Here is a 25,139-nt window from a genome sequence, read left to right as displayed (position 1 = left end):
TTCCTGTCCGTTTGTGAACAAAAGAGTGTCCGTCACCGGACACTCTTTTGTTTTTAATGCGCGTATGGCGTTAATTATCAGCCTTTTGGTTTTCTGGCATAAGCCTTGAGTCTTTCTAGGCAGTCTGATCCTCTGAACGCCATGTTCCGCAATTACGTCGTCATCGCTTTTCGCAATCTCTGGAAGCACAAGCTGTTTTCCGTCATCAATGTGGTGGGTTTGTCATCCGGCATCATGGTGTGCCTGCTGGCCTTGATCGACATTAAAGGCGCGTTTGATTACGGGAAATTTCATCCGAACCCGGAGCGAACGTACCGCATCCTGACCGATGTAACGAGTGGTGAAAATCAGGTAGTTGCTTATGCCAGCACGCCGATGCCGCTGGCCGGGGTACTGAAACGGGACTACGGATTTGTGGAACAAACCGCCCGCGTCATTCGCACGTATGCCGAGTTTACGGTCGATCGGAAAATGCTTCAGGAATCCTATTGTGCCGTCGATCCGGCGTTCTTTACGGTTTTAGGCTACAAACTGGCCAGTGGTCAACCGGCTATGGAACCCCATACCGCCGTGCTGACGCCCCAAACGGCTGAGAAGTTTTTTGGCCGGTCGAACCCGATTGGTAAAACCATCCACCACAAAGAGTTCGGTACGATCACGGTGACGGGCGTGTTCAAACCGCTGCCAATCCGGTCGCACCTGCGGTTTGGTCTGGCACTTTCCATGGCGACGCTTTCAGCCGAAAACCGCAAGCAGCACACGGACTGGAAACACTATGCTGCCGGTTATACCTACGTCGCTTTGAAAAAAGGCACTTCGGTCGAATTGCTCGAAAAAGCGTTGCCCGCAATTGCCGCGCGTGCCACAAAAGACCTTCGGTTTACGTCCGAGAAAGGCTACACTTTTCGGGCGCAACCCCTGACCACGCTTTCTCCCTCGCGCAATGACCTGCAAATGGGCACCTGGGAGGTAAGCTGGGGCAAGTTGGCGACCGAAATGGCCGTTGGCCTGGTCACCTTGTTATTAGCGGTTTTCAACTACGTCAACCTGACACTCGCCCGGTCGCTGAGCCGCGCCCGCGAAGTCGGCATTCGGAAAGTATCCGGAGCCGTGCGCTGGCAACTGATGGCCCAGTTCATGGCCGAGTCGGTGGTGTTGTCGGTGCTGGCGCTGGGCGTTGCCTATCTGCTCCTGTTGCTGATCGAACCGATGCCGTTTGTGCAGCAATGGCTCATTGGCGGGGTTCAATTGAATGGCACGATGTGGGCGGTTTTTGTCGGGTTTAGCATCACGGCGGGCTTGCTGGCGGGCTTCGTTCCGGCCCGGGTGTTGTCCGGTTTCCGACCGGCCCAGGTGTTGCGGAGCCAGACAGGCTTAAAGGTTTTTAAAGGAATTACCCTGCGGAAGTCGCTGATTGTCGCGCAGTTTTCGATTGCGTTAATTGCCATGATTGCGCTCCTTTCGATGGCGCGGCAACAGAACTACATGGCAACGGCGGATTACGGTTTTCGGAGCGAAGGCATTCTGAACATTCCACTCCATGGTGTGCCGTATCAGCGGCTGGCGAATGAATTAAACCGGGTGTCGGGCGTCGAGCGGGTGTCGGCCACGTCGGAGTTGTTTGGCGGCCACGGTGGCGATTTGATAAGAGCCCGCCGACAGCGATCGGGGGGCGATTCAGTCCTGATTTTCAGTTCTGCCGTCGATCAGTATTTTGTAGCCAACATGGATCTGACCTTGCTGGCGGGTGAGAATTTACCCGAAATGACCGCGAATGCAACCGGTGACGGTGCGTCGGGGCGGTTTATTCTGGTCAATGAAGAAGCTGCAAAAGCCTTTCGGTTCAGCAACCCGCGGGAGGTGGTAGGGCAATCACTTTGGCTGAACGACAGCACGGAAGTGCAGATTGCCGGCGTGTTGAAAGACTTCCGGTTTACAACGTTCAACTGGGCTATCAAACCGCTTATACTACGGTATCAGCCGAAGGAGTTCCGATATCTGAATGTAAAAATCGCTGCCGGTGCCGAAGCCTCCGCGCTGCCTGCTATTCAACGCATCTGGAAACGACTCAATCCGTACGAACCGTTTGCCGCGCAATGGTATGCTGATTTTTTATACGAACGCCATAGCCACGAAGACGACATCGATTTCATGAGCCTGCTGACGGGGCTGGCGTTTTCCATTGCCTGTCTGGGTCTGCTGGGCATGGTTACGTACACGACCGAGACCCGCATCAAGGAAGTGGGCATCCGGAAAGTGATGGGCGCCGAGGTTCGTCAAATTATCTGGCTGCTGTCGTGGGATTTTGTTAAATTACTGCTCCTTGCCGGAGCAATTGCCATCCCGCTGGGGTATCTGGCCGGAATGGCTTTTCTGATTAATTTTGCCTATCACGTTTCGATCGGTTTTGAAACCCTGGGCGGCTGCATTGGTTTGTTGCTGGGGCTGGGTGGGCTGACCATCGGAATCCGGACCTATCGGGCTGCCTTGTCGAATCCGGCGGATAGTTTGCGGAGTGAATAAAAAAGTTAAGAGTTAAAAGTGAAGAGTTAAAAATACGTGTCGACGAATAACTCTTCACTCATAACTTTTAATTCTTCACTCCCAAAGGGAAGAGTTTACGGTTTTCAACTATACCAAATTATGATTTCACTACAGAACGTTTCCAAGTACTACCCCGCCGGTTTCGGTAAGACGTACGTACTTCGTAATATCACGCTCGATATCAACGAAGGCGAGTTTGTCTCCATCATGGGGCCATCGGGATCGGGAAAATCCACCCTGTTGCACATTCTGGGGATGCTGGAGGAGCCGTCGGAAGGGGAGTACCTGTTTTTTGACCAGCCGGTACAGAAATTGTCGGAGAAACGTCGCACCGAATTGCACCGGAATTACATCGGATTTGTGTTTCAGGCGTATCACCTGATCGACGAACTGACGGTGTATGAAAACATCGAAACTCCTCTGCTCTACAAAGGCATGTCGTCGTCGGAACGGAAAAGCCGGGTGGCCGAATTGCTCGACCGGTTTAACATGGTGGCGAAAAAAGACCTTTTTCCGTCGCAACTCTCGGGCGGTCAGCAGCAGTTGGTCGGTATTGCCCGCGCCGTGGCATCGCAGCCGAAGGTGATTTTTGCCGACGAACCGACCGGCAACCTGCACTCCGACCACGCAAAGGAGATCATGGACCTGTTTAAAAAACTGAACAAGGAAGACGGCGTGACCATTGTGCAGGTGACGCACTCGGAAGCGAACGCCGAATACGGCAACCGAATTCTGCGGCTGAAAGACGGCTGGCTGGAATCGTTTCAGGTACCATCGCTGGAGCGGGAGTAAATAGCCGCGCTACAAATCCGCAAAAACCGGTCTGATTCGATTCATCAGCGTCTCGTCAAACACGGTTTCGCCAATGCGCCGAATCCACTGAATGCCGCTGATGTTGGTGCAGAAAACCGCATCGGCCCTGGTGAGCACTTCGGGCAAAAAGAGTCCTTCCTGCACCGAAAGGCCGTGGTGCGGAGCCCGCCGGATCAGTTGCCGGCGCAGAATGCCCTCGATGCAGCCACTGGTGGGCGATGGCGTGAAGAGCACGTCGCCCACCAGCCAGAAGAGGTTCGACGCGATGCACTCCGCCAGGTGGCCGTGCGTATCCAGCAGAATCAGGTCGTCGGCCTGTTGCTGCTGTTTGGCAATCCCGGCCAGCACATAGGGCAACGCATTGAGGGTTTTATAGGCCGAAACCGTTGAGGGTGACAGTCGGACGGCGTCGAAGAAGCCCACTATGGTTTTTTCAGACAGGGCAAAAGCCGAACCGGTTCGGGCGGTAATCAGGTAGTGGGGCTGAAAACTCGTTGGCGTGTATAGACCTCCGGTTTGTCGCCAGACCTGGAGTTTGATGCGCGACGTCTGATCGAGCAGGTGGTTGGCTTTCAGGAGTTCAATGACCTGGCTTTGGAGCCTGTCGGAAGTGAATTGGGGAGGCAACCGGATCGAAAGGGCTTCCATTCCCCGGGTGAGCCGGTCGTAATGATCTGCCCAGAACCGGACTTCATGGTGTTGGTAACGGAGGGTCTCAAACAAGCCGTCGCCGTACTGAAATGCCCGGTCGTTGAGGGGTAACCCAACGGCCTCTTCCGGCACTACATCCCCGTTTAAAACCACGTTCATTTGCATTTTCACCGTTTATCTAAAATAGTTAATGAGTACGCAAGATACTTTGTAACATTGAACAACCATGAAGCGATTTACTATCAACAACGGTCCGGCGATCCGGTTTAGAACAACGATCCTGGCATCGCTACTGGGGCTCATCGTGAACGCAACGAATGCCCAGACAACGGTACAGACCAGCCAGACGGCACCGGTTTCCCAGCGGTATTCATTGCGGCAATGTATCGACATCGCCTTGCAAAACAACCTGCAAATCAAGCAGGGCCAGTTAAACGTGCAGAGCAGTGAACTTCAACTTCGTCAATCGAAATTAAACCTGTTGCCCAGTATCAATGGCTACGCCGGTCAGTCATTCAGCTCCGGGCGCAACATCAACCCGGCAACGAATACATTCATCGAATCATCTGTCAGTTCCAACAACTACCAGCTTCAGGGGCAGGTGACGGTATTCAATGGATTTGCCCTGCAAAAGGCGATTAAGCAAAATGATTTGTTTCTGCAGTCGACCCAAATGAATTTGCAGGCCATTCAAAATAACGTCTCGATTCTGGTCGTACAGAACTACCTCAACGTACTGACGTATCAGGAACAGCTCGACATTGCCCGTCGCCAGGTAGAAACAACCCGCGGTCAACTGGACCGCACCACGAAACTGGTCAATGCCGGAACCCTGGCCGAAGCCCAGTTGTATGACCTTCGTGCGCAGGTGGCCAACGACGAACTGACCGTTGTGAATGCCCAGAATAACCTGGATTTAGCCAAACTGGCGTTGCTCCAGGCCATGAACGTACCGGCGGGGAATAGTGGCGCACCGTCACCCGGTACGCTGGAAGTGGAAAAATACCAGCTTGATGATCCGACCTTGGAACCGTATTCTGCTACGGCACAGGGTGTTTATGAAACGGCTCTCCAGTTTATGCCGGACGTGAAAGCCGCCGAATTGCGGGTACGGAGTGATGCCGAGGGGGTAAAAGTAGCGAAGGCCCAATTGTTCCCGACCTTGTCACTGAGCGGAAGCCTGAGTACCTTGTATTCAAGTGTGGGGCGGCAAAAACAGTTTGAGAATGGAACCACCCTGGTTCCGCTCAATGTCATCATGAATGGGGTCCAGACCACGATTTCGGTGGTTCAGACGGCTTACCGGAATGAGAATTTCACGTATGGCGAACAATTGAATAACAACCTGAACCGGGGAGCTTCACTCAACCTGAACGTTCCGATTTTCGGACGGTTTATAGCTCGCAACCGGATCACCAACGCGACCATCACGCAGAAAACCTCGGAAATTAATGCCGACAATACCCGGCTGACGCTCCGTCAGAACATCGAAACGGCCTACACCAACATGCTGGCAGGCGCGAACCGCTACCGGGCTACCCAGATTCAGGTGGAATCGCTTGAGAAAGCGTTCCAGGCGGCCGAAAGCCGGTTTAATGCCGGGGCTTTGAACTCGGTGGATTACAACATTGCCAAAAATAACCTCGACCGTTCGCGGGCCAATTTGGTGCAGGCCAAATTTGATTACGTTTTCCGAACCAAGATTCTTGATTTTTACCAAAATAAACCGTTGTCTTTTTAACGAATAATGGACAATGAATAATGAATATTGAATAATTTGCAAGTCCTGTTATTTCTGGCGTTTGCGTATTCAGTCTCACATTCATGCTCATTATTCATTGTTCATCTCTATGAAACGCAAATCGAACCGCATCTGGTGGATATTAGGTGGTATTGTTATTTTGTTGGTGGGTGGTCTGGTGGCTGCCAAGCAAGCCGGTCTGATCGGGAAGGAAAAACCGGCCGAAGTGGATTTTACCGCCGTCAAAAAAGTTGACATCATCGAACGGGTGAGTGCTTCAGGACGGGTGCAGCCCGAGGTGGAGGTCAAAATCAGTCCGGATGTTTCTGGTGAAATTATTGCCCTGTACATCGCCGAAGGGGATTCGATCAAGCAGGGGCAATTGCTGCTCAAAATCCGGCCCGACAACTACGAGTCGCTGCTGGCCCGCGCCCGTGCTACCGTCAACTCCAGCCGCGCTCAGTATTTACAAACCAAGGCCCTGGCTGCGCAATCGGAAGCCCGTTTGATTCGGGCGAAAGCCAATTACGACCGGAACAAGAAACTGCTGGCCGACAAGGTGATTTCGACCTCTGATTTTGAACAGATTGAGGCCGACTACAACGTTGCCAAACAGGACATCGAATCCGTTCAGGCGAACATCAAAGCCGCCGAATTCAACGTCGCCGGCGCCGAAGCCGGTTTGCGCGACGCCACGGAAAACCTTCGCAAAACGACTATCTACGCACCGGTGAACGGTACGGTTTCCAAACTCAATGTCGAATTGGGCGAACGCGTCGTGGGAACGTCGCAGATGGCCGGTACTGAAATGCTCCGGATTGCCAACCTTAACAACATGGAAGTTCGGGTCAACGTCAATGAGAACGACATTGTCCGGGTCAGCCTGGGTGATACGACGGACATCGACGTCGATTCGTATTCGACCACGGGTCGGAAGTTCAAGGGAATTGTTACCGAAATTGCCAATACCGCTAATGGGTTGACCGGAACCGGTACCTCTACAGCGAGCATGTCGACCGATGCCGTGACCGAATTTGAAGTCCGAATCAAGGTGCTGAACAGTTCGTACAAAGATTTGATGGCACAGCGGGCCAAACGCAGCTATCCCCTCAAACCGGGGATGACAGCCTCCGTTGAAATCATAACGGATCGCCGTCCGGGTGTGCTGGCTGTTCCCATTGCGGCCGTTACCACGCGGGGAGCCGCCCAGGAAGCCATGAACCGCAGCCCGAACGAGGATAACAACAACAATAATAACAACGGGAACAAACCGGCTAATCAGGCGCCAGCCAAGAAAGAAGAGATCAAAGAGATTGTGTTTGTTCACCAAAACGGCAAAGTGGTTCAGCGGGAAGTCAAAACCGGCATCAGCGATTTTGAAAATATTGAGATCAAATCGGGCCTGAAAGCGGGTGATGAAGTGATTTTCGGGCCTTTCATTGCGGTTTCGAAGCGCCTGAAAGACGGCGATCCGGTGGTGAAACGCGACCCGAACAAGGACAAAAAGACGGAAAAACCGGAAGAATAAATTCCGCTTAAACGATACGGTTGAAAAAGCGAAAACGCCTGCCCGGTTAAAGGTGCAGGCGTTTTTCGTATTTTGCGGAATCAAATTTCAAGAAAAAGGACAATCGAGTTGAGACAAAAGACTTCATAACGGGTTGTAGAAGTCTCTGGTCTTTATTCTCACCTCACTTGTCCACCATAAACACCTATGAATCAACCCGCTCGGATTACCGTCGTGGGCGGTGGCAGTTGGGCCACGGCGATCATTAAAATTCTGTCGGAAGGAAACAACCACATTCGCTGGTGGCTGCGGAGCCAGCGCGATGCCGGGCATATCCGGAAATTTCACCACAATCCGAGCTACCTCAGCGATGTTCAAATCAACCCCCGCAAGGTGCGGGTGTGTACGAAAATCAAAGATGCACTCAGTACCAGCGACTACATTATTCTGGCGGTTCCGGCGGCTTTCGTCAGCGACGCCCTGCAAGGTGTCAAACCGGAGCAACTGGCGGGGAAGAGCATCGTTTCGGCGATCAAGGGCATGATTCCTGAAAAAAACCAGTTGATTACCGATTGGGCCGAGCAGGAATTTGGGGTGCCGTCGGGCCGGGTCGCCGTCATTGCCGGACCGTGTCACGCGGAGGAAGTGGCCCTTGAGAAACAGTCGTATCTGACCATTGCATCGCAGAACCTGGAATTCGCGTCAGAAGTAGCGCAGTTTTTGAACGGGCGGTTTGTCCAGACCTCGGCGCTCGATGACATCTATGGCGTGGAATATTGCGCCGTCATGAAAAACATCATTGCGCTGGCCTGCGGCATCACACATGGGTTGGGCTACGGCGACAATTTTCAGGCGGTTCTGGTCTCCAACGCCATGCAGGAAATCCGGCGGTTTGTCGACCGGGTGTATCCCATGCAACGCGATCTGAGCGCGTCGGCGTACCTGGGCGATCTGCTCGTAACGGCCTATTCGCCTTTCAGCCGCAACCGGACGTTCGGGCATCTGATTGGGCGGGGCTACAGCGTGCAGTCGGCCCAAATGGAAATGAATATGATTGCCGAAGGGTATTATGCCGTGAAGAGCATTCACGAAATCAACCGACACTACGGTGTTCTGATGCCGATTATGGAAATGGTATACACGGTTTTGTACGAAAAAACGTCGCCGGTCCTGGCGACGAATGCGTTAAAAACCGTATTGAAGTAAGTTAGAGGAAACTCCGGATGCGGGCGGCTATTTCGGTAAACTCTTCCGGGCTCACTTTCAGCTTATTGTTGAAATTCATGTCCGCCATGCTGTTGATCGGAATCAGGTGGACGTGCGCGTGCGGCACTTCCAGCCCCACCACCGCCACGCCAATCCGCTGGCAGGGAACAGCTTTCTCAATGGCGGGCGCAATCTGTTTGGCAAATTTCATCAGACCGAGATACAGATCCTCATCCAGATCAAAGAGGTAATCGACCTCTTTTTTCGGAATGACCAGCGTATGGCCCTTCACCGTTGGGAACACGTCCAGAAAAGCCAGGTAATCGTCGGTTTCGGCAATTTTATACGCCGGTATTTCGCCACTGACAATACGGGAAAAGATGGAAGCCATGAGGGGAAGGAATAATGAACACTGAATGGTGAATATCGAATTACGATGTAGCTCCGCATTCGATCCAGATTCGAAATTCAGTGTTCATTTTGAAACTTATCGTCCGATTTCGAGAACTTCAAACTCCAGCGTTCCGGCTGGCACTTTGATTTCAGTGGTATCGCCCACTTTTTTGCCCAGCAGCCCCTTGCCGATGGGAGAACCCACGGAAATCTTTCCTAATTTCAAATCGGCTTCTTCTTCCGAGACCAGCGTGTAGGTCATGGTTGCGCCGTTTTTTCGATTTTTTATTTTAACCGTCGATAGGACCGATACCTGCGAAGCATCGATCGACGATTCATCCAGCAGCCGGGCGTTCGAAACAATTTCTTCCATCTTCGAAATCTTCATCTCCAGCAGTCCCTGCGCATCTTTGGCCGCGTCGTACTCCGCATTTTCGCTCAAATCTCCTTTGTCGCGTGCTTCGGCAATCTGGCGGGACATATCGCTCCGGCCTTTGGTTTTCAGGTCGTTGAGTTCAGCTTTCAGCCGGTTTAGACCTTCTTCAGTGTAATACGAAATTTTACCCATGTTACATCTACTCTATAAATTTCTTTGCCTTTGGTTTCGCTGCTCCCAAGACCCTACAATTCCCACTATAGCCGCTTATTTGGTGGTAAATGGCTACAAAAAAGAAAAGAACGGTTCGCTGACCGTTCTCCATACAAAATCTTGTTTCTTTGTAGGAAGCGTCAGGAGCCTTTCTGCGGAATTGTATGTATAGCTGTTCGACTACTCATAGTGGAACTCAGGAAGACAAAAATAACAATTCCGTGGCATTCTCCCAATGTCCTAATCAGCAATTCGAGCAAATAACCCGTTACTGTTTTGAGAAGTGATTCTTTTCGCATCGTATTTATGGGCACGCCCGATTTTGCGGTCGCCAGCCTGAGCAAACTGCTCGGCGACGGCTGCCAGGTCGTGGCCGTGGTAACAGCGCCCGACCGACCATCAGGGCGGGGGCAACAAGTGACGGAATCGCCGGTGAAGCGGGCCGCCGTTGTTGCCGGTATTCCGGTTTTGCAGCCCGAGAAACTGCGCGATCCGGCTTTTTTGGAACAATTGCAACGCTACCAGGCTGACTTGCAGGTGGTCGTGGCCTTTCGGATGTTGCCGGAAGTGGTTTGGGCGATGCCCCGGATTGGTACCTTCAATCTGCATGGATCTTTATTGCCGCAGTATCGCGGAGCGGCCCCGATCAATTGGGCCGTTATCAATGGTGAAAAAGAAACCGGTGTAACGACGTTCTTCATCGAAAAAGAAATTGACACCGGCCAGATGATTTTTCAGGAAACCGAACCCATTCATCCGGATGACACCGCCGGAACGCTCCACGATCGGTTGATGGAAAAAGGAGCCAATCTGGTGCTGAAAACCGTTCGGGCAATTGAAGCAGGTACGTATCCGCGAAAACCGCAACCACAGATTGGCGAAATGAAACTCGCTCCGAAAATTCACCGCGAAACCTGTGAGATCAACTGGTTTCAGCCCGCCGAAGCCGTTCGGAATTTTGTGCGGGGAATGTCGCCCTATCCGACGGCCTGGACGAAAATCAACGGGAAGGTGTACAAAATCTATGCGGTTTCGTTTGCCGATCATTCGCCCCTTCCGGCCGAACCGGGTGAAGCCTGGTCCGATGGCAAAAAAACGCTGCTCATCAAGGCTACTGACGGCTGGTTGTCGGTGGACCAATTGCAGGCCGAGGGAAAACGGAAAATGGCTGTGGAGGAATATTTTCGGGGGAATAAAATTTAACGTATGCTAATCAGTTTAATTGCAGCCGTGGCAGAAAACGGCGTTATTGGTCAGGATAATGACCTGGTCTGGCGTTTGCCCGATGACTTTCGATACTTCAAACAAACGACGTCTCATCACCCGATCCTGATGGGCCGAAAGACGTTCGAATCCCTCGGCAAACCGCTGCTGAATCGGCTTAATGTCGTGATTACCCGCAATCCGGACTACCGGCCCGACGGTGTTGTGGTGGTCGATTCGTTGGAAAAAGCAATGGATGAAGCCCGAAAAACCGGTATCGATGAAGCCTTTGTGATTGGGGGTGCCGAAATTTACCGGCAGGCAATTGACTCGGCCGACCGGCTGTATCTGACTGAAGTGAAAGCCTCTTTTGAAGGCGATGCCACCTTTCCGGATTTTGACAAAAGCCACTGGCAGGAAATCAGCCGTCGGCATCATGCCACCGATGAGCGGCACGCCGTGGCGTTTGATTTTGTGGTTTGGGAGCGAAAACCGTAATTCTTAGCGTAACAGACTGAGATTGAACGTAAAATCCGGCAGTATGTTCTTGCCAGAAAGGGTGTTGTCGAAGCCCTGGATAACCTGCACCGAACCGTCAAACCGGTAGATTCGGACGGTTTCGGTTTTTGGGTCAATGAGCCAGGCCAGGCGGCAACCGTTGTCGATGTATTCACGCATTTTGTCTTCTGCCATTCGCAGGACGTCTGATTCGCTCATGAATTCAACGAGGAATTCGGGGCAGAGGGGCGGGAATTTTTTACGTTCGTCGGATGACAAGGCATTCCAGCGTTCAGCCGTAACCCAGGCCGCATCCGGCGAACGGACGGCGCTATTTGGCAGTATAAACCCCGTTGATGAATCGAACACAAAACCGAGTTTAGTACTCCGGTTCCAAATTGCTAAATCGGCATTCAGTTCGCTGTTGCGTTTTCCGGTTTCTCCGCCCGTTTGTCCCGTTACAATGATTGTTCCGTCGGCAGCGCGCTCAAATTTATGATCTGGATTTTCCTGACAGTAGTAGAAAAACTCATCGTCTGTCATGGGACGAAAACCCCGGGGCATCTTCAGTACAGAAAACCCGTTGGTGAGTAGCATATTCATAGCCTGATGAGTTGAATACGAAAATACGATTTCCGACTATCCTTTCATAAACCGGATCACGGCCACCTCGGCCAGCAGAAACGCCAGGGCGGCAATGACGAAATATTTCCAGAGATTGGTGCCCAGATTTTGTTGCCGGAGCTCCTCCACAAAATCATCGTCCTGAATGCTGTCGAAAACCGCCACGTTAGGCTGGTTGGCAAAAATTCGCCGGAGTTCGTCGGGTTTGTAAAACTCCATCTGCGACTCCCGGTTGCCGTGGTTAAAAGCCAGCAGCTTCTCGGTTTTGCCATTCAATTGCAGTTCATAATAGCCGGAGGCCAGTTGCTGTCCGTCGTTCAACTGGTTGCTTTTCGGGAGTTCCATCAGCAGTTGTTGCCCGTTGACGCGCTGTACGGGAATGATCTCCAGTTTATCCCGCATCAATTTATACACCGCATTGGGCGACGCATTGCTAACGGGGACTTCAATGGTATTGTCATCGAACGAATACGCCGTGCGTTGTGGCCGAACGCTCTGGGCGGCAATTTTGTACATAATCGGCACAAAAAGAGCATGTTGGGCGACATTCCCGTATTCGGTATTCAACGGGCTGGCGAAAATGTAAACCTGTCCGGCTGTGGAGCCGCCCGTTCGGGATTGCGTCAGGTACGGGGTGCCGTTGCGTAGTGTCAGGAGCCGCTCACCCACCACGCGCCATTGCCAGACCGGAACCGCATTCGGCAGGTTTTCAATGCCCTGTTGATTGGTCTGTTCAAAAATGTCGCGGAAAAACGGGTTCTGACGATTCGGAGCCGAAAGCGGCTGCTGGGGTGGCAGGGGAGGAGCCTGCGTTTGCAAACCGCCAACGCCTAAACCGGCAAAAAACGGCGACCAGGTGGCTGCATCCGGCGTTGTTGGCGGAATGATCACCAGACTGCCGCCCTGCCGCACAAACCGTTCGAGTTCGCTCCGCAGCGTTCCATTCACCTGATTGACGCCCTCCAGAACCACCAGGTCGGCGGTTTTCAACTGGCCCACGTCCACGTTTTGCGCATTGAAACTCCGGCGAACAAACAGGCTGTCGTTGCCATAAACATTCTCGACGTAATTGGCTTCCGATTTTTGGTCGAACAGGTGCAGAACCCGAATCGAGGGCGATGCCTGAATGACAAAGTAATACTCGTTATCGAACGTAATCGGGTAATCTTCGAAGGTGATGCGCCCCCGGCGGAACCCTTTCTGGGTCACGTTAAAATTGAGCGTGGCCGTAGCGGCTCCTTTGCCCGGCAGCGTGACGGAAGCCGTGGAAACCTGCGTCTGGTCGATGAAAAGTTTGATGGGCAAATTGCGAACCGACTCATCGCCACTGTTCCGGACGCGGACGTTGAGCGTGTTGTTTTGCAGTTCCCGAATGAACGGCGTACTGAGCCAAACGGAGTCGACAAAAACGTTTTTGGTCGGCTGGGTTTCCAGCGGAACGAGAAAAAGCCGGTTGGTGGTGTCTATTTTCAGGCGGGATAAATCGCCGGTGGTGCTTTTCTGAAAGTCGGAAAACCAGAACAACTGATTGGGGCCGGTCGGATTGTGTGAGGCAAGGAGGTTCAACTGCCGGCGGTAGACATCGGGCAACGTGCGGGGCGTGTGGGCAAACCGGACGGTGGTGACGCGGTCGCGCAGGGCGTCGGCGGTTCCGACGGTTTGTTCCTGGCTGCTGAAATCATTGGTGACGAGTTGCAGCGAGGTGGCGTTGCGAAACAAACCCAGCAGTTGATCCAGTTTGCTGGTCGCGATATCCAGATACCGTTTCTCGTTTAACTCATTCTGCATACTGTACGAATTGTCGAGGTACAGACTCGTCAGACCCTTCCGCGACAGACCCAGCTTGCTTTTGCTGGGCAGAAACGGTTGAGCAAAAGCCAGCACGAGACAGATCACGAACAGCGACCGGAACAGCAGAATCAGGTAATGTTTCAACCGCCGGAACGACTTGGTTTCGGTCTGGACGGTTTTGAGCAGGGCGACGTTGGTAAAAAACACCCGGCGCGTCCGGCGAAAATTAAACAGATGGATGGCGACAGGGACTGAGACCGCCAGGAGCCCAAAGAGAAACGAAGGATATAGAAAACTCATTCAAACGGGTCGTTGTAGCGATTATTTTCTTTTATAACGGCCAAATAAACCAATGTTGTTCTGACCGTTACGAATTTAACAAGAATAGCACGCGGATAACACGAATTGAACGGATTTACCCGGATAAATCGACAAACGCCTGGTTTATATCGTCGAAATCAACGGTGTAAAACGCTTCCTGCGTCTGCAAAACGTCGGTGTACGTAATCGACCCGGTTTCGTCGCCAATGGTGGTAAATTCCGGAACGGGCGTATGGCCCACAATTTGATGCAAACCCGGCAGGTAATCCGTCGATGTTTCGCGTTGATCAGCCCACAATGGCCCACCGGCTTCGTCAAAACCGCCCCGCAGGGAACTGACGTCAAACAGCGATGTTCGCATCATCCGGTCCTGGTGCATTTTGTTGATGGCATCGGCCAATTGACCCAGGGCCTGCAAATTTAGTTCCAGTTTTGCGCCTGCACCGCCTTTGGGGACATGAGCCAGCCAAAGATTGGTCACGCCCGCGTGGGTGAACAGATACGAATCGACCTGGTATGCAATTTGAAACGATGATTTGTGTTCCGTAAACAAGGCGCTTAGTGCGGGTTGCATCGACGGCCGGAAGCCGGAGCAGCGGTAATGCGGGAAATGCAGGTACTGGGCATCGTGGTTGCCAATCAGCAACACCACTTTATCGGGGTAAAGTTGTTTAAGCTGAACGATTTGTTGGAGATTTTCCAAAATAAGCTCATCGCTTAGATCATAACTATCGGTATAGTCACCCAAAAAGATCACCTTGTCGTAGCAATCGACATCAATTTGAAGCCAGTTATTCCGTCCGTGGAGGTCAGAGATCGTAATAATTTTCATGGAACTCCAATATATCGAAAAAGCCTTTCCTGCAAATCGCAGGAAAGGCTTTTTTATCGTGTTACCGGAATGGTTTACAACGTCCGCTTCACTTCTTTCAGTTCGAAGCTTTCGATGATGTCGCCAACCAGAATATCGTTGAAATTTTTGATACTCAAGCCGCACTCGTAGCCAAACCGTACTTCGTTGACGTCTTCTTTGTACCGTTTCAGGGCACTGATTTCGCCGGTATGAACCACGATGAAGTCGCGGACCACGCGGACTTTGTTGTTCCGTTTGATGGTTCCTTCTGTCACCATACAACCGGCTACCGTTCCAACGCGGCTGATCTTGAACACATCGCGCACTTCGATGTTGCCAATAATGACCTCTTCGGTGGTTGGCGCCAGCATGCCTTCCATGGCATCCCGGATTTCGCCAATCGCATCGTAGATGATGGAGTACAGGCGAATTTCGATCTGCTCCTGTTCGGCCAAACGACGGGCACTGACCGAAGGCCGTACCTGAAAGCCCACAATGATCGCATCCGACGCCGACGCCAGCAGAATATCCGATTCGGAAATCTGACCCACGGCTTTGTGGATGATGTTGACCTGTACTTCTTCCGTCGAAAGCTGCAACAGCGAATCGGAGAGGGCTTCTACCGAACCGTCCACGTCACCTTTCACAATCACGTTCAGTTCCTTGAAGTTACCAATGGCTTTCCGGCGACCGATTTCTTCCAGCGTAATGTGCTTGCGGGTCCTCAGATTTTGCTCACGCAGCAACTGCTCCCGTTTGTTGGCAATTTCGCGGGCTTCTCGCTCCGTTTCCATCACGTTGAACTTATCACCGGACTGCGGAGCACCCGGCAGACCCAGGATTTGCACCGGCGTCGAGGGACCGGCTTCTTTCAGGCGCTGACCGATATCGTCGGTCATGGCGCGAATGCGGCCAAAGTGCGCACCCACCAGCACGATGTCGCCCTGTCGGAGCGTACCGGTTTGCACCAGCATCGTGGTCACATAGCCCCGGCCTTTGTCCAGCTCGGCTTCAATGACGGTACCGGTTGCTTTTTTGGTCGGATTGGCTTTCAGATCGAGCAATTCGGCTTCGAGCAACACCTTCTCCAACAGTTCCGAAATACCCAAACCGGATTTTGACGAGATTTCCTGTGTCTGATATTTACCACCCCATTCTTCAACGAGCATGTTCATCTGCGACAGTTCTTCCCGTACTTTTTCGGTATTGGCACCCACTTTATCGACCTTGCTGAAGGCAAAGACAATCGGCACCCCGGCGACCTGCGCGTGGTTGATAGCCTCGCGGGTTTGCGGCATGACGCTGTCGTCCGCAGCAATAACGATGATAACAATGTCAGTTACCTGCGCACCCCGTGCCCGCATGGCCGTAAAGGCTTCGTGACCCGGCGTATCGAGGAACGTAATCATGCGGTCGTCCGTGGTTTTTACGCTGTAGGCACCAATGTGCTGCGTAATCCCCCCGGCTTCTCCGGCCGCAACGCGCGTCCGGCGGATGTAGTCAAGCAGCGAGGTTTTCCCGTGATCGACGTGCCCCATGATGGTTACGATCGGCGCGCGGTGTACCAGATCTTCTTCGTTATCCGGTTCATCGACCAGACCCGATTCGATCTCTTCCTCGGCTGATACAAACTGCACTTCGTAATCGAACTCATCGGCAATAACCGTAATCGCTTCGGCATCGAGACGCTGGTTGATGGATACAAACATCCCCAGGCTCATACAGGTGGCAATCACTTCGTTGACCGACACATCCATCAGCGACGCAAGGTCATTGGCCGATACGAATTCGGTTACTTTCAGGATTTTTGCTTCTTCATTTTCCTGGTCGATCCGTTCGCGTTCGCGTTCGGCGCGTTCCTGGCGACGATCCCGGCGACGGTCAGCACCCCGATTCGGTTTGTTACCGGTCATCCGGGCCTGCGTTGCCTTGATCGAATCTTTTACTTCGCGTTGGGTTGGCTCCTCCCGGCGGTCACGCGTACCTCCACGGGCTCCGGCTTTCCCTTTGTTGGCTGCTCCGGCACCCGCAGCCGTTCCCGTAGCTGGCTTGTTAGCCTGCCCCGGTGGTTGATTGCGGTTGGTGGGTGCGTTCGCATCACGAGTGCGCGGGGCGCCACCCTGACCTTGCGGTTGGGTTGCACCGCCGGTTGCCGGGGCACCACCGACCGGGTCACGGCGCAGGCGTTTGCGTTTGCGTTTTTTATCCCGTTCGTCGGTTGACGCAACCGGGCCATTTTGTTTCTTCGAGCGTTCAGAAGGCAGTTCGATGGTTCCCAAAACCGTCAGACCACGCAGTTGTTCACCCCGGGCGCGGATGGTTTCGATGGGCTCATCGACTGGCAGATCAGCAGCGGGTTCAGGCTGAACCGGTGTTTCTTCCATCCGGGGCGTAACGGGCCGTGGCTCGACGGGACGCGGAGGCTGTTGGCCCCGGTTGTCCTGCGGACGGTTCCGGTCACGATCCGGCGGGCGATTGCCACCCTGTCCCTGGCCTGGAATACCGGCCCGGTTTTGGTCGCCGGGACGATCCGGGCGCTGACCATCCGGTCGGGCGCCCATATTCCGTTGATCATTCCGGTTCGGTTGTTGACCGGGCCGCTGGCCATCCGGCCGGGAACCCGTATTCCGTTGGTCGTTCCGGTTGGGTTGTTGCTGCCGCGCATTCGGGTCGTTAGCTCGTTGCGAAGGCTGAGGAGAGGGTTTCCTCTCCAGGTCGATTTTACCCAAAACCGTCAATCCCGGCAAGCGGGGACTGGAAATTTCCGGCTGATCGGGTTCTTTAATTTCCGGTGAAGTCACTTGCGGACGGGTTTCAACCTGAGGTGTTTCGATTGGGCGTGGGGGCTCAACCGGTGTTGGTGCCACAGGCTGAATGGGTTCCGGTTTATTCTCTATAACGGGTACAGGAGCTACTGCTTCCGGTCTAGGGGCAGGTGCTGGTGTCGGCGCAGGAGGAGTTTCCTTAGGTTCCACCGGTGCGGGCTGCTGACGGGCTTCAACAGGAGCAGGCTGGGGCGTAGCCACGGGTGCCGGGGCCGGTTCGGGCTTGGGCTGGCTTGGCTCGGGTGCCTTTTCTGCTACAACGGGTTCTGGTTGGGTAACCGGCTGCGGTTTCGGGGGGACCGGCGCTTCCTGTACTGGGACAGGTGCGGGCGCAGGAACGACCGGGTTGGCAACAGGCTGAGGTGGCACCGACTGGGAAGGCCGGGCGGGTTCGCTGCGGAAATATTGCGGCAAATCATCATCTTCCCGACGCTTGGGTTCGGGCACAAAAGTCTCTGAAGCTGGTTTGCGAACAGCTCCACCATTCAACAGTTCAGTATTACCGAATTCTTTCGCCAAGATTTCCACTTGATCCGTAGAAATCTTGCCGTTAGGGTTACTATCAACCTTAATCCCTTTGGCAGAAAGACGACTCACCACAGTAGACGAACCTACTCCGAGTATTTTTGCCACTTGGCTAAGGCGCATGGATTTATCTTCTGCCATACAAATGGTTTAGAATGAAAAAAGCATTTTAATGATACACTATGCATGATGAACGATGAATGGATCGACTTAATTCATCGTTCATCCTCAATCGTTCATCATTTTACTCAAATTCCTGGCGTAAAATCGCCAGAATCTCTTCAACTGTATCTTCTTCCAGATCGGTCATCCGGACAAGTTCTTCTTTTGAACGGGCCAGCACGCTCTTGGCGGTGTCTAACCCAACCCGGCGCAGTTCCTCGATCATCCAGTTGTCGATTTCGTCGTTGAATTCTGACAAATCAACGTCCTCATCGTCTTCCTGCCCTTCAACATCCCGGAATACATCGATCTCCATACCCACCAGCCGACCGGCCAGTTTGATATTCTGACCACCTTTTCCGATGGCCAGCGAAACCTGATCGGGTTTCAGGAAAACCGATACGCGTTTGGCTTCGCGGTCGACGGTCATCGTACTGATTTTGGCCGGACTCAACGCCCGGCTGATCAGCAGCTCAAAGTTGTCGGTGTAGTTGATAACGTCAATATTCTCGTTCCCCAGTTCCCGAACAATGCTGTGAATCCGCGATCCTTTCATCCCGACGCATGCCCCCACCGGATCAATCCGGTCGTCGTACGATTCTACGGCGACTTTGGCCCGCTCACCCGGTTCGCGAACGATCCGGCGAATGGAGATCAACCCGTCGTAAATCTCCGGAATTTCGTTCTCAAACAGGCGCTCCAGAAAAACCGGTGACGTCCGGGATAAAACGATCTTGGGCGTGCCATTGATCATTTCAACCCGGTGGACGACGGCCTTGGTGGTTTCCCCTTTCCGATACCGATCTTTCGGAATCTGCTCGCTTTTGGGAAGGCTGATTTCGTTGCCTTCATTGTCGAGCAAAATTACTTCATTTTTAAGCAATTGGTAGACTTCTGCGTTCAGTAAATCACCAACCTGGTTTTTGTATTTATCGTAAAGAATCTCTTTTTCCAGATCTTTGATCTTCTGAATCAGCGTTTGGCGGGCAGTTTGCACAACCCGGCGGCCAAAATCTTCCAGCTTCACTTCTTCGGCTACCTCCTCACCCACTTCAAAGTCGGACTGAATCTTGCGGGCTTCTGCCAGCGGTATTTTGTCATAATCCCAGATGTCTTCCGAATTGTCATCCACAATCTCGCGGGTGCGCCACATTTCGAGGTCACCGCTCTCGGCGTTGATGATAACGTCAAAGTTTTCGTCAGTGCCGTATTTTTTGCGAATCATCGTCCGGAATACATCTTCCAGAATTTTGATCATGGTCGGGCGGTCGATATTTTTCGACCGTGCAAACTCTGCAAACGACTCAATGAGTACTCCGCTATCCATAATTTCAGTTCTCAGTTTTCAGTGTAGGGATCCAGTTATAGGTTTCCAGTCAGAATAAACAGAAACTACGAACTGAAAACGCGACTTAGAAACCGACCTTCCTTTATTTAAATGAAACTTGTATTGTGCTCTTCTTTATTTCGGTAAACGGGATGGCCGTCGGTTCGATCGGAGGATCGTTTTTCTTCGGTTTTTTAAGCGGTATTTCGGTCATCACAAGATGGTCTTCCCCGATGCTCTCCAGTTTCCCTTTCCGAATCTGACCGTCGTTCAGCAACACTTCCACTTCACGACCTACGTTTTTCAGATACTGCCGTCTCAACACCAAGGGTTCATCGACACCCGGTGATGATACTTCCAAGGTAAAAGCCTGTCCGTCAAATATTTCCAGTTCTTCCAGTTGGTTGCCCAACTGACGGCTGATTCCCGCACATTCTTCAATAGTGATCCCGGTATCGCTATCCAGCAAGACGGTTATTTTAGCACGAGTACGGGAAGGGGATACCTGAATACCAACGACAAAATACTGATCTTCGTTCAGATACGGCTGTAACAGTTCGTTGACTTTCGCCTTTACATCCATAAATTAACAAAAAAGGGAGTCAAAAACTCCCTGCCATGCACAAATGCTGATAAGTGGTGCAAAGATAAGTATTTTATGAATTGTTTCCCAATCAAATTGCCGAACTGCCTGTAACAATTTTTACGGCTGATTAAACGGGCTATTTTCCGAACAAACGTTCGTAACTTTGTACTCCTACGCCCTACATCTGTCGTTACTGAAAAAAGGCGGTCTGCGTGACCCGCACCCATCTGATTCGTTCGTATGAAATTTTCGCTTAGGCTTGGCGTACTGGTTTCTTCGTTTTTTTCGTCGCTGCTCTGGTCGCTGAACCTGTTGTTGTTTCTGTATACGCTCCTGGTTTATTACCTGCTCTACGAAGTGCCGATTGGACACTGGACCGCCAGTATTCTAATGATTTCGTTGCCCGTCGTCTGGGCCTGCAACCTGTTTTTTATCCTCTTCTGGGTGTTGGTTCGCCCCTGGCGGGCGGTGCTTCCCGTGCTCACGATGCTGATTGGCATTCCGTTCTGGCGACGCACCCTGACGTATAGCCAACCGGGCAGCAACAGTGAGAAACGTCCGACGCTGCAGGTTATGAGCTACAACGCGATGGGATTCAATAAATACGACATTGTGGATACCCAGCGTCCCGATGATGCCAACAACATGATTGAATGGGTCCTGAAAGAACCGTCGGATGTGAAGTGTTTCCAGGAATTTTACAACGACAACAGTTCGGTCGTCTTCAAAACCATCCGGCGGCTGGAAAAAGCCGGGTATCCGTATTATGCCGTGCTGCATCCGCCGGAACGGGAAGGACCGGGGAAGTTCTTCGGCGTGGCGGTTTTTTCGCGTTACCCCATCGTAAAGCGGGGTGATGAGGTTTTCGATAATTTCAACGGACTGGTTTGGGCGGATGTCAAGGTGGGAGCCGATACCGTCCGGATCATCAGTGTCCACATGCAGTCGATGGGCATTCGGGTGGGTGGGATGCTGGATCAAACGGAGACCAACCGGGTCAAAAGCAACACGCGGACGGTTCTGCGGCAGCTTCGGCAGGGCCTGACCCTGCGTCGAAATCAAATTGTACGGCTCGAAGAGTACTACCGAAACAGCCCGCACCCTATTATCATCTGTGGTGATTTCAACGACACGCCCTACAGTTATACGTACGGAAAGCTGCGTCGGCTGCTGCGAAATGCCTTTGAAGATGCGGGGCGCGGATTTGGTTTTAGTTACAACAAAGCCCCCGGTTTTCTCCGCATCGACAACCAGTTTTACAACGCCCGGTTTCTGGAACCGCTCAACTACATCACCTACCGCGACGTCAAATTCTCCGACCATTACCCCATTATGGCCCAATACGCCATCAAACCGCGCGAAATCAGCAAAGACCGGACGCCCCGCACTCACGTGGAGTTTGATTTCTAGCGTTTAATCAGACGATTCATCGAGTCGGGTATTTCTTCATGGAGCTGTCTATGATTTCATTGGAAAAGAATGATAAATATTAAATGTAAAAGTGAAGAGTGCCTGGATACTTTTACATTTAATATTCATCATTTGATATTTATCATTCCTCTTGTTACTTCTAATCTGAAGAGGAATCAAATCCAAAACAGCTCTATTTCTTCGCTGCCAGGGTGAACTGTTTTTCTTCCGCTCCGTGGGTGAATTCCGCTTTCGTTTCGGCGGTGGTGGTATCGGTGTTCGTGACCCGGATCGCCTGGCTGCGCCCCCCGTCAATCTTGAAAAGCAAACCGGTTTTGGTCGGATACTGAATGGCGTTGAAGGTTAGCTGGCTGCTGTTTTCAACATAAATCACCGGTTTTGTCTCTTTGGTAACCAATTTTACGTTGTTCAGGTTGATGCCGCTGGCATCGATGAGTTCAACGCCTTTTTCGGCCACCAGCACCAGGTTTTCCATGTTGATATTTTTAACGGCCATTTCGGGCAGCCCGCGAATGAAAATGCCCTTTTCTGCCCCATTGCAGACGATATTCTCAAAATGCATATCCCGGAAAACGGGCGTGCCTTCGTTTACAACCGGGCGCTCATCCCGTTGTCCATCCGTGGCAAACTTGACGAAATAATACAGATCGAAGAAAATCGCTTCCTGCGCGATGTCTTTCATGAAAATGTCCTTAGCGTAAATGTGCTCGACTATCCCGCCCCGACCACGTACGGACTTGAACCGCAGGCCTTTATCCGTCCCCATAAAGGTGCAGTTCGACACGAAAATGTAGCGGGCTCCGCCACTCATTTCGCTGCCGACAACAAATCCGCCGTGACCATTGTAGACGGTATTATTTCGGATAATGCCATTTTCAGTCGGCATACCGCGTTTGCGCCCTTCTTCGTCTTTGCCCGATTTAATGCAAATGGCATCATCCCCTACGTCGAGCGTACAGCCTTCGATCAAAAAGTTTTTGCAGGATTCGATATCCATGCCGTCCCCGTTGTGGGCATATTCCGGATTCTTGACGGTCACATTCCGGATCGTAAGATCCTGACACATCAGGGGATGCAGACACCAGGCCGCCGAATTCTGGAACGTAACCCCTTCCAGCAATACTTTTTGGCAACCCGTCAGGACGATCAGGTTCGGTCGCAGGAAATCTTTCATGTCCGCAAAACTCGAAAGCGGTTTTTCCGGCGTCAGCAGCATGCTGCGGTTTTCGGTACTGACCTTCTTGAACTGCTCACTGGGATACCAGGTTTTGCCATCGTCTTTCAGCACCCCGCCCGAAGCTATTTTTTCCTTCCACTGGCTTTCCGTGAGCTGGCTTTTATGGACGGCCCGCCATACATCGCCATTTCCATCCAGAATTCCCTGTCCGGTAATGGCTACATTCTCCAGGTTCGTTCCCGATAGGGGCGATTGGTTACGGGCCGCCCGTTTGCCTTCGTAGACTCCTTCTGCCAGCGCATACTGGCTTTTGTCGGTGGTGAAAAGGAGCGTCGCCGATTTTTTAAGGTGCAGATTGACATTACTTTTCAGTTCAATCGGCCCGGTCATCCACAAGCCGGCCGGAACCAGCACAACGCCCCCGCCTTTCTGGCTACAGGTCCGGATGGCCGCGTTGATGGCCCCGGTATTCAGGGTGACGCCGTCCGGTTTTGCGCCGTGGGCGAGAATAGAGATCGTGTCTTTTTGAAACGCTGGCTGCGCAATTTTGGGCAGGTTGCTCCAGCTATACAGCGGGGCAACCTGTGCCGATGTGGACGGGCCAGCCAGGGCCAACAGCACAAGACCGGCAAAAAAAGAAGGTCGAATCATTTTTATTGATAACGGCTGCATAACCAGGCCGACTGTTTACGCGTGAACGGTTTTTAGCCTCTACTGATATCCCGGGTTTTGGGTAAACTCGGTTTTATTGGTTACCGCATCCAACTGCGTTTGCGGAATGGGCCGAAGAACGTGAAAATCCTGGAGATTGACCGCATTATCGGGCGCATACGCCCGGATGCGTTCCAGCAGCTTCCCGGTCCGCTTGAGGTCGAACCAGCGAATTTGCTCCCCGGCCAGCTCGCGGGCGCGCTCATCCAGAATGAAATCGATCGTAACCTGCGATGGAATGATCTGCATCGCAGCGGTTTTTCCGGGTTTGGCCGCCCGGGTGCGCAGCACGTTGATGTAGTCCGCAGCCGCCTGCAAATTGCCGAGCTTCATCTGGGCTTCGGCGGCAATCAAATACACCTCCGCCAGCCGAATCACAAACACATCGCGGGCGCTTTGGGCTTCGTTCAAACTGGCGCGGGTGGGGTCCATGAACTTAGACAGGCTGGGGTAGCGCAGGTTATCTTTCACCGTTCCGTTGGCATTATAAACCTTGCTGCGGTCGTAGTTCTGGTATTTGCGGGTTGTCTCGAACGCATCCGGGATTTCTTTCCGGGTACAATACACCGCCGTGTCGCCCAAGCTCATGCCCGCGGGCCGGGAGGCCGAATTGGCATACCAGACCTCATTGAAGGAGCCTTCATACCGGGCATCGTTTTCACTGTACAGGTCCAGCAAAAAGCGGGTTGGCATGTAGCGGTTGAAGGGACGCCCGTTCAGAATGTCGCGGGTCATACCGGGTCGGTCATCATACTTCATGATATACAGCAGGTGCGTACTGTTGCTGCCGCGCCCGTGTCCATACGGATTGAAAGTCGTGTTAACCAGATCGTTGAGGGCCAGATTGGCTGAATAGTCCACCACGTAAATGGCTTCTTTGGTTTTCAGGTTACTCATCTTCCAGAGGTCGGCGTAATTGGCTTCCAGTTTGTAACCGTAGTTGCCCGTCAGCACCGCCTGCGCCATTTCCAGGGCCTCCTTGTTCATGCCCCGCGTCAGATACATCCGGGCCAGAAACGCCTGAGCCGCCCCTTTAGTCACTTTACCGTATTGCGGTTGGGTGATGGGCAAGGCAGCGACGGCTGCTTTCAGATCCTCAAAAATCTGGTTATAAAACGTTTCTACGGGCGTCCGGTTGGCCGTCGAGATAATGCCGTTGGTTTCCTGCGTCGTGAAGTGAACGCCACCCCAGGTTTCGACGACGTGCCAGTAATAAAAAGCGCGCAAAAACCGGAGTTCACCTTCGCGAATGGGCCGGAGCGTGGCCGAAAGTCCGGCTTTGTCGATGCGGTTTATCCCCGCGTTGCAGAGATTGATGGCGGCATAAAACTCCCGCCATTCGGTGGTGAGGTAGGCATTACTGCCCTGCAGATTCTGGTATTGGGTAAGCCCCCGATCGGTTTCCCCGGCTCCACTGGTCCAGATGTCGGTACCGGTTTCCACGATGTTGTGTGCTTCTTCCTTGCCATACCACCAGCGTTGGTACGAATAGGCCGCGTTGACCAGGGTTTCAAAACCTTCGGGGGTTGAATACACGGTTTCGGCTGTCAGTCCGCTCGGGTTATATTCTTCCAGGACATCCTTACACGATACGAGGGTCAGCAGCGACAGTGTCAATACCCCCGTTTTAAAAACAAATGACTTCATGATGGCTAGCGGGT

The 25,139-nt window shown here is 52.6% G+C and carries 19 protein-coding genes; 8 read left to right on the top strand and 11 right to left on the bottom strand.

The annotated features are described in order from the left end of the window. Positions 1 to 141 precede the first annotated feature (141 nt). Together F0P93_RS21120 and F0P93_RS21115 are read left to right on the top strand one after the other, a co-directional pair. Positions 142 to 2,523: an ABC transporter permease gene (locus F0P93_RS21120; protein ID WP_150879625.1), complete on the top strand. Its 2,382-nt coding sequence runs from the start codon at positions 142 to 144 to the stop codon at positions 2,521 to 2,523. A 120-nt stretch (positions 2,524 to 2,643) separates the two neighbouring features. Further along, positions 2,644 to 3,336 (top strand): ABC transporter ATP-binding protein, encoded by a 693-nt coding sequence (locus F0P93_RS21115; RefSeq protein ID WP_150879623.1) that lies wholly within the window; start codon positions 2,644 to 2,646, stop codon positions 3,334 to 3,336. A gap of 9 nt (positions 3,337 to 3,345) precedes the next feature. Here the strand turns inward: F0P93_RS21115 and F0P93_RS21110 are convergent, their stop codons facing one another. After that, on the bottom strand, positions 3,346 to 4,167 hold the full coding sequence (locus F0P93_RS21110; RefSeq protein ID WP_191908880.1) for an aminotransferase class IV: 822 nt from the start codon (positions 4,165 to 4,167) through the stop codon (positions 3,346 to 3,348). A gap of 67 nt (positions 4,168 to 4,234) precedes the next feature. Between F0P93_RS21110 and F0P93_RS21105 the strand changes: the two genes are divergently transcribed. From F0P93_RS21105 to F0P93_RS21095, 3 genes are all read left to right on the top strand, one after another. Further along, on the top strand, positions 4,235 to 5,749 hold the full coding sequence (locus F0P93_RS21105; protein WP_150879619.1) for a TolC family protein: 1,515 nt from the start codon (positions 4,235 to 4,237) through the stop codon (positions 5,747 to 5,749). A gap of 109 nt (positions 5,750 to 5,858) precedes the next feature. After that, on the top strand, positions 5,859 to 7,277 hold the full coding sequence (locus F0P93_RS21100; RefSeq protein WP_150879616.1) for an efflux RND transporter periplasmic adaptor subunit: 1,419 nt from the start codon (positions 5,859 to 5,861) through the stop codon (positions 7,275 to 7,277). Positions 7,278 to 7,463: 186 nt separating this feature from the next. Further along, on the top strand, positions 7,464 to 8,462 hold the full coding sequence (locus F0P93_RS21095; protein WP_150879614.1) for an NAD(P)H-dependent glycerol-3-phosphate dehydrogenase: 999 nt from the start codon (positions 7,464 to 7,466) through the stop codon (positions 8,460 to 8,462). A gap of 1 nt (position 8,463) precedes the next feature. Here the strand turns inward: F0P93_RS21095 and F0P93_RS21090 are convergent, their stop codons facing one another. Together F0P93_RS21090 and greA are read right to left on the bottom strand one after the other, a co-directional pair. Next, the gene (locus F0P93_RS21090) at positions 8,464 to 8,853 is read right to left on the bottom strand and encodes an HIT family protein (RefSeq protein ID WP_150879612.1); all 390 of its coding nucleotides are present in this window, start codon (positions 8,851 to 8,853) and stop codon (positions 8,464 to 8,466) included. Between the two features lie 96 nt (positions 8,854 to 8,949). Continuing rightward, complete coding sequence (greA, locus tag F0P93_RS21085; RefSeq protein ID WP_150879610.1) at positions 8,950 to 9,423, bottom strand: transcription elongation factor GreA; 474 nt, start codon at positions 9,421 to 9,423, stop codon at positions 8,950 to 8,952. Between the two features lie 297 nt (positions 9,424 to 9,720). Here greA and fmt point away from each other — a divergent pair, with 297 nt between their 5' ends. After that, positions 9,721 to 10,647: a methionyl-tRNA formyltransferase gene (gene fmt, locus F0P93_RS21080; RefSeq protein WP_255472306.1), complete on the top strand. Its 927-nt coding sequence runs from the start codon at positions 9,721 to 9,723 to the stop codon at positions 10,645 to 10,647. A gap of 3 nt (positions 10,648 to 10,650) precedes the next feature. Continuing rightward, positions 10,651 to 11,145 carry a dihydrofolate reductase gene (locus F0P93_RS21075; protein WP_150879606.1) on the top strand — a complete coding sequence of 165 codons (495 nt, stop codon included), beginning with the start codon at positions 10,651 to 10,653 and terminating at the stop codon, positions 11,143 to 11,145. A 3-nt stretch (positions 11,146 to 11,148) separates the two neighbouring features. Here F0P93_RS21075 and F0P93_RS21070 read toward each other — a convergent pair whose 3' ends face one another. From F0P93_RS21070 to rimP, 6 genes are all read right to left on the bottom strand, one after another. Continuing rightward, positions 11,149 to 11,748 (bottom strand): Uma2 family endonuclease, encoded by a 600-nt coding sequence (locus F0P93_RS21070; RefSeq protein ID WP_150879604.1) that lies wholly within the window; start codon positions 11,746 to 11,748, stop codon positions 11,149 to 11,151. Between the two features lie 36 nt (positions 11,749 to 11,784). After that, positions 11,785 to 13,860, bottom strand: coding sequence for a BatA domain-containing protein (locus tag F0P93_RS21065; protein WP_150879603.1), 2,076 nt, complete (start codon positions 13,858 to 13,860; stop codon positions 11,785 to 11,787). Between the two features lie 115 nt (positions 13,861 to 13,975). Beyond that, positions 13,976 to 14,713: a metallophosphoesterase gene (locus F0P93_RS21060; protein ID WP_150879601.1), complete on the bottom strand. Its 738-nt coding sequence runs from the start codon at positions 14,711 to 14,713 to the stop codon at positions 13,976 to 13,978. Between the two features lie 74 nt (positions 14,714 to 14,787). Continuing rightward, positions 14,788 to 18,225 (bottom strand): translation initiation factor IF-2, encoded by a 3,438-nt coding sequence (gene infB, locus F0P93_RS21055; protein WP_150879599.1) that lies wholly within the window; start codon positions 18,223 to 18,225, stop codon positions 14,788 to 14,790. Between the two features lie 103 nt (positions 18,226 to 18,328). Then, positions 18,329 to 19,573, bottom strand: coding sequence for a transcription termination factor NusA (gene nusA, locus F0P93_RS21050; protein WP_150879597.1), 1,245 nt, complete (start codon positions 19,571 to 19,573; stop codon positions 18,329 to 18,331). 103 nt (positions 19,574 to 19,676) lie between these two features. Then, positions 19,677 to 20,156: a ribosome maturation factor RimP gene (rimP, locus tag F0P93_RS21045; protein WP_150879595.1), complete on the bottom strand. Its 480-nt coding sequence runs from the start codon at positions 20,154 to 20,156 to the stop codon at positions 19,677 to 19,679. 243 nt (positions 20,157 to 20,399) lie between these two features. Between rimP and F0P93_RS21040 the strand changes: the two genes are divergently transcribed. Then, positions 20,400 to 21,569 (top strand): endonuclease/exonuclease/phosphatase family protein, encoded by a 1,170-nt coding sequence (locus tag F0P93_RS21040; protein ID WP_150879593.1) that lies wholly within the window; start codon positions 20,400 to 20,402, stop codon positions 21,567 to 21,569. A gap of 193 nt (positions 21,570 to 21,762) precedes the next feature. Here F0P93_RS21040 and F0P93_RS21035 read toward each other — a convergent pair whose 3' ends face one another. Together F0P93_RS21035 and F0P93_RS21030 are read right to left on the bottom strand one after the other, a co-directional pair. Next, positions 21,763 to 23,418 carry a glycoside hydrolase family 28 protein gene (locus tag F0P93_RS21035; protein WP_150879591.1) on the bottom strand — a complete coding sequence of 552 codons (1,656 nt, stop codon included), beginning with the start codon at positions 23,416 to 23,418 and terminating at the stop codon, positions 21,763 to 21,765. A gap of 60 nt (positions 23,419 to 23,478) precedes the next feature. After that, complete coding sequence (locus F0P93_RS21030; protein WP_150879589.1) at positions 23,479 to 25,125, bottom strand: RagB/SusD family nutrient uptake outer membrane protein; 1,647 nt, start codon at positions 25,123 to 25,125, stop codon at positions 23,479 to 23,481. Between the last annotated feature and the right edge of the window lie 14 nt (positions 25,126 to 25,139).

The organism is Larkinella humicola, from assembly GCF_008727875.1.
GTDB lineage: Bacteria > Bacteroidota > Bacteroidia > Cytophagales > Spirosomataceae > Larkinella > Larkinella humicola.
This window is presented reverse-complemented; position numbering and strand designations above follow the sequence as displayed.

Bases quoted from the DNA above. Each gene is read 5' to 3' on its own strand.
- F0P93_RS21120 (WP_150879625.1), top strand. From the start codon at position 142: ATGTTCCGCAATTACGTCGTCATCGCTTTTCGCAATCTCTGGAAGCAC.
- F0P93_RS21115 (WP_150879623.1), top strand. From the start codon at position 2,644: ATGATTTCACTACAGAACGTTTCCAAGTACTACCCCGCCGGTTTCGGT.
- F0P93_RS21110 (WP_191908880.1), bottom strand. From the start codon at position 4,167: ATGAACGTGGTTTTAAACGGGGATGTAGTGCCGGAAGAGGCCGTTGGG.
- F0P93_RS21105 (WP_150879619.1), top strand. From the start codon at position 4,235: ATGAAGCGATTTACTATCAACAACGGTCCGGCGATCCGGTTTAGAACA.
- F0P93_RS21100 (WP_150879616.1), top strand. From the start codon at position 5,859: ATGAAACGCAAATCGAACCGCATCTGGTGGATATTAGGTGGTATTGTT.
- F0P93_RS21095 (WP_150879614.1), top strand. From the start codon at position 7,464: ATGAATCAACCCGCTCGGATTACCGTCGTGGGCGGTGGCAGTTGGGCC.
- F0P93_RS21090 (WP_150879612.1), bottom strand. From the start codon at position 8,853: ATGGCTTCCATCTTTTCCCGTATTGTCAGTGGCGAAATACCGGCGTAT.
- greA (WP_150879610.1), bottom strand. From the start codon at position 9,423: ATGGGTAAAATTTCGTATTACACTGAAGAAGGTCTAAACCGGCTGAAA.
- F0P93_RS21075 (WP_150879606.1), top strand. From the start codon at position 10,651: ATGCTAATCAGTTTAATTGCAGCCGTGGCAGAAAACGGCGTTATTGGT.
- F0P93_RS21070 (WP_150879604.1), bottom strand. From the start codon at position 11,748: ATGAATATGCTACTCACCAACGGGTTTTCTGTACTGAAGATGCCCCGG.
- F0P93_RS21065 (WP_150879603.1), bottom strand. From the start codon at position 13,860: ATGAGTTTTCTATATCCTTCGTTTCTCTTTGGGCTCCTGGCGGTCTCA.
- F0P93_RS21060 (WP_150879601.1), bottom strand. From the start codon at position 14,713: ATGAAAATTATTACGATCTCTGACCTCCACGGACGGAATAACTGGCTT.
- infB (WP_150879599.1), bottom strand. From the start codon at position 18,225: ATGGCAGAAGATAAATCCATGCGCCTTAGCCAAGTGGCAAAAATACTC.
- nusA (WP_150879597.1), bottom strand. From the start codon at position 19,573: ATGGATAGCGGAGTACTCATTGAGTCGTTTGCAGAGTTTGCACGGTCG.
- rimP (WP_150879595.1), bottom strand. From the start codon at position 20,156: ATGGATGTAAAGGCGAAAGTCAACGAACTGTTACAGCCGTATCTGAAC.
- F0P93_RS21040 (WP_150879593.1), top strand. From the start codon at position 20,400: ATGAAATTTTCGCTTAGGCTTGGCGTACTGGTTTCTTCGTTTTTTTCG.
- F0P93_RS21035 (WP_150879591.1), bottom strand. From the start codon at position 23,418: ATGATTCGACCTTCTTTTTTTGCCGGTCTTGTGCTGTTGGCCCTGGCT.
- F0P93_RS21030 (WP_150879589.1), bottom strand. From the start codon at position 25,125: ATGAAGTCATTTGTTTTTAAAACGGGGGTATTGACACTGTCGCTGCTG.